Below are 3,518 nucleotides of genomic sequence, written 5' to 3' on the forward strand. Positions count from 1 at the left end.
CCTATCCTAAAGTGTAGTTGGGACTGTCAGAAAATAGTGTTCCGTCTGCATGTTTGTTTCGTCATGATGGATATCAACCGGAATGCATCCGATTGGCCGTTATTGGTCGGTGACTGAATTGAAGAGGAGATATCGTGAATCCGAGAGCACAGACGCTGGAGACTGAATCAGCAACACTTATTTGGACGGCTGAGGATCAGCGTGCGGTGGATACGGCCCGGGTTTTGGCTGCAGATGCGGTGGAGAAGGTTGGCAATGGTCATCCTGGCACTGCTATGAGCCTTGCGCCGGCGGCTTATCTTCTTTTTCAGAAAGTGATGCGTCATGATCCGAAGAACACTGATTGGAGTGGTCGTGATCGTTTCATTTTGTCTCCCGGGCATAGTTCGCTGACTCTGTATATTCAGTTGTTCTTGTCTGGTTGCGGCTTGGAGCTTTCGGATCTGGAAGCCTTGCGTACTTGGGGGTCGTTGACTCCTGGTCATCCGGAGTACAAGCACACCAAGGGTGTGGAAATTACTACTGGCCCGTTGGGTCAGGGCTTGGCGTCCTCGGTGGGTTTCGCTTACTCGCAGCGCCGCATGCGTGGTCTGATGGATCCCGACGCCGCGCTGGGTGCTAGTCCGTTTGATCACACCATTTGGGTCATTGCCTCTGACGGTGATATCCAGGAAGGTGTCACCTCTGAGGCTTCCTCCTTGGCCGGGCATCAGGAACTGGGCAATCTCGTGGTGGTCTATGACGAGAACCATATTTCCATCGAGGACGATACTGATATCGCCTTCACTGAAGACGTTCTGAAGCGTTATGAGTCTTATGGCTGGCATACCCAGCGTGTGGACTGGACCGAGACGGGCGATTATGTAGAAGACGTGCAGGAGCTCTACACTGCCTTGCTTGCTGCGAAGGCTGAGACCTCCAAGCCCTCGATCATTTCCTTGCGTACCATCATTGGCTACCCTTCGCCGAAGAAGCAGAATACCGGCGCTATCCACGGCTCGGCACTTGGTGCCGAGGAAGTGGCGGCGCTGAAGATCGAACTTGGCTTTGATCCGGAGAAAAATTTCGAGGTTGATCCGGCCATCTTGGCCCACGCCCGCAAGGTCGTGGACCGCGGCGCCGCGGCACGCGAAGAATGGACCACCGGCTTCAACACTTGGAAGTCCGCGAACCCGGAGAACGCGGGCTTGCTCGAGCGTATCGAGAAGAAGGAGCTCCCGGCTAACTGGGAAACGAACCTGCCTTCCTTCGAGGCGGGCAAGGATGTCTCTACCCGGGCAGCGTCGGGCAAGGTCCTGAACGCCGTGGGTGGTGTGTTGCCTGAGCTCTGGGGTGGTTCCTGCGACCTCGCTGGCTCCAATAACACCACTATCGACGGATATGGCTCGTTTGTGCCGGTTTCTAAGCAGACCGGTAGCTGGTCCGGTGGCCCTTACGGTCGGGTGCTGCACTTTGGGATCCGTGAGCACGCTGCGGCATCGATCGTTAACGGTATCCACCTCGGCGGGCCCACGCGGGCGTTCTCCGGTACGTTCTTGATTTTCAGCGACTACCAGCGCCCTGCTATCCGCCTGAGCGCCTTGATGGGCGTCCCCTCGATCTATGTGTGGTCGCACGACTCCATCGGCCTGGGCGAGGATGGTCCCACCCACCAGCCGGTGGAACAGCTCTCCACCCTGCGTGCGATTCCGGGTTTGGACGTGGTGCGTCCCGGTGATTCCAATGAGGTTGCCGCTTCCTGGAAGAAGATTCTGGAAACCACGGACAACCCGGCCGGTATTGTGTTGACGCGCCAGAACGTCCCCACCTATGCCCGTGGCACCGGCGTGGCGACCGCGAACGAGTTTGGTTCCACTGACGGCGTGGCCCAGGGCGGTTACGTGCTGGCCGAGGCCGTGTCCGGCGGCAAAGTGGTTAGCCCGGCGGTGATCCTGATCGCGACCGGTTCCGAGGTTCAACTCGCCATTGAAGCCCGCGAAGCACTGGCTGGAGAAGGTATCGCCGCCCGTGTGGTCTCGATGCCGTGCGTTGAGTGGTTCAACAAGCAGGACCTCGAATACCGTGAGCAGGTGCTGCCAGCAGCCGTCAAGGCCCGCGTTTCCGTGGAGGCTGGCTTGGCCCTGGGCTGGAAGGAATTCGTCGGCGACGCCGGCCGTTCCATCAGTCTTGAGCACTTCGGTGCCTCGGCAGACTACAAGCGCTTGTTCCAGGAGTTTGGCATCACGACAGAGGCAGTCACTGCCGCAGCCAAGGACTCCCTCGCCGCCGCAGCGAACTAACTCCCCAAATACTGCTTGCAGCTGGCGCTGCCGGAGGCCATCATGGGCGTCACTCGGCGCCAGCTGCAAGCTGCCAACCATCCACTATTTTTGAAGGAAGAAGTAGAAGCCATGACTAATGCAACACCCACCGCTCAGCTTTCCGCCGCTGGTGTGTCCATCTGGCTAGACGATCTCTCCCGCGAACGACTCTCCAGCGGTAGCCTGCAAAAGCTCATCGAGGAAAAGAACGTCGTCGGCGTGACCACCAACCCCTCCATCTTCCAAGCTGCGATCACCTCCGGCACGGACTACGACGGGAAAATCGCCGAACTAGCCGCACAGGGCGCCAGCCTCGCGGAAACGATCTTCGAGATCACCACCACCGACGTCGCGGACGCTTGCGACCTCTTCGCCCCCATCGCCGCCGCCACCCAGGGCGTCGACGGCCGAGTTTCCATCGAGGTCGACCCCCGCTTGGCGTGGGACACCGAGGGCACCATCGCTGAAGCGAAGCAGCTTTACAAAAAGGTCAACAAGGACAACGTCCATATCAAGATCCCCGCAACGCTCGAAGGCCTCGCAGCCATCACGGCCACCCTGGGTGAAGGCATCAGCGTCAACGTGACCCTGATCTTCTCCCTGGAACGCTACCGCGCCGTCATCAACGCCTTCCAAGCAGGTCTGAAACTAGCCCAAGAAAACGGTCGCGACCTCTCCACGATCCACTCGGTGGCATCGTTCTTCGTCTCCCGCGTAGACACCGAGATCGATAAGCGTTTGGACGCTCTGGGCACCGCCGAAGCCAAGACACTCAAAGGCCAGGCAGGAGTGGCCAATGCCCGCCTCGCCTACCAAGTCTACGAAGAGCTCTTCTCCACCAAACGCTGGGCCGTCCTAGCCGAAGCCGGCGCCCTCCCGCAGCGACCCTTGTGGGCCTCCACCGGCGTGAAAGACCCCGCCTACCCAGACACCCTCTACGTCACCGAGCTAGCCGCAGCCAACGTCGTAAACACCATGCCCGAAAAAACCCTCGACGCCACCTACGACCACGGCGTCATCACCGGTGACACCATCACCGGCACCTACACCGAAGCCAACAACGTCCTCGCGGCCCTGGAAAACCTCGGAATCTCCTACAACGAAATCGTCACCCTCCTAGAAACCGAAGGCCTCGACAAATTCGTCACCAGCTGGAAAGAACTCCTCACCGACGTCGAAAACGCCCTCACCACCGCCCGAAAAGCAGCCTAAACCACC

At 59.3% G+C, this 3,518-nt stretch carries 2 protein-coding genes; both read left to right on the forward strand.

What is annotated here, in order from left to right:
- The first annotated feature begins 134 nt into the window (after positions 1-134).
- The gene (gene tkt, locus QMG25_RS20135; RefSeq protein WP_283462883.1) at positions 135-2,279 is read left to right on the forward strand and encodes a transketolase; all 2,145 of its coding nucleotides are present in this window, start codon (positions 135-137) and stop codon (positions 2,277-2,279) included.
- A gap of 111 nt (positions 2,280-2,390) precedes the next feature.
- The gene (gene tal, locus QMG25_RS20140) at positions 2,391-3,512 is read left to right on the forward strand and encodes a transaldolase (protein WP_283462886.1); all 1,122 of its coding nucleotides are present in this window, start codon (positions 2,391-2,393) and stop codon (positions 3,510-3,512) included.
- The last annotated feature ends 6 nt before the right edge of the window (positions 3,513-3,518 follow it).

It is taken from the genome of Arthrobacter sp. H35-D1 (genome assembly GCF_030063185.1).
Taxonomy (GTDB): Bacteria; Actinomycetota; Actinomycetes; order Actinomycetales; family Micrococcaceae; genus Specibacter.

Excerpts from the sequence above, each read along its gene's own strand:
- tal (WP_283462886.1), top strand. The coding sequence starts at position 2,391 with ATGACTAATGCAACACCCACCGCTCAGCTTTCCGCCGCTGGTGTGTCC.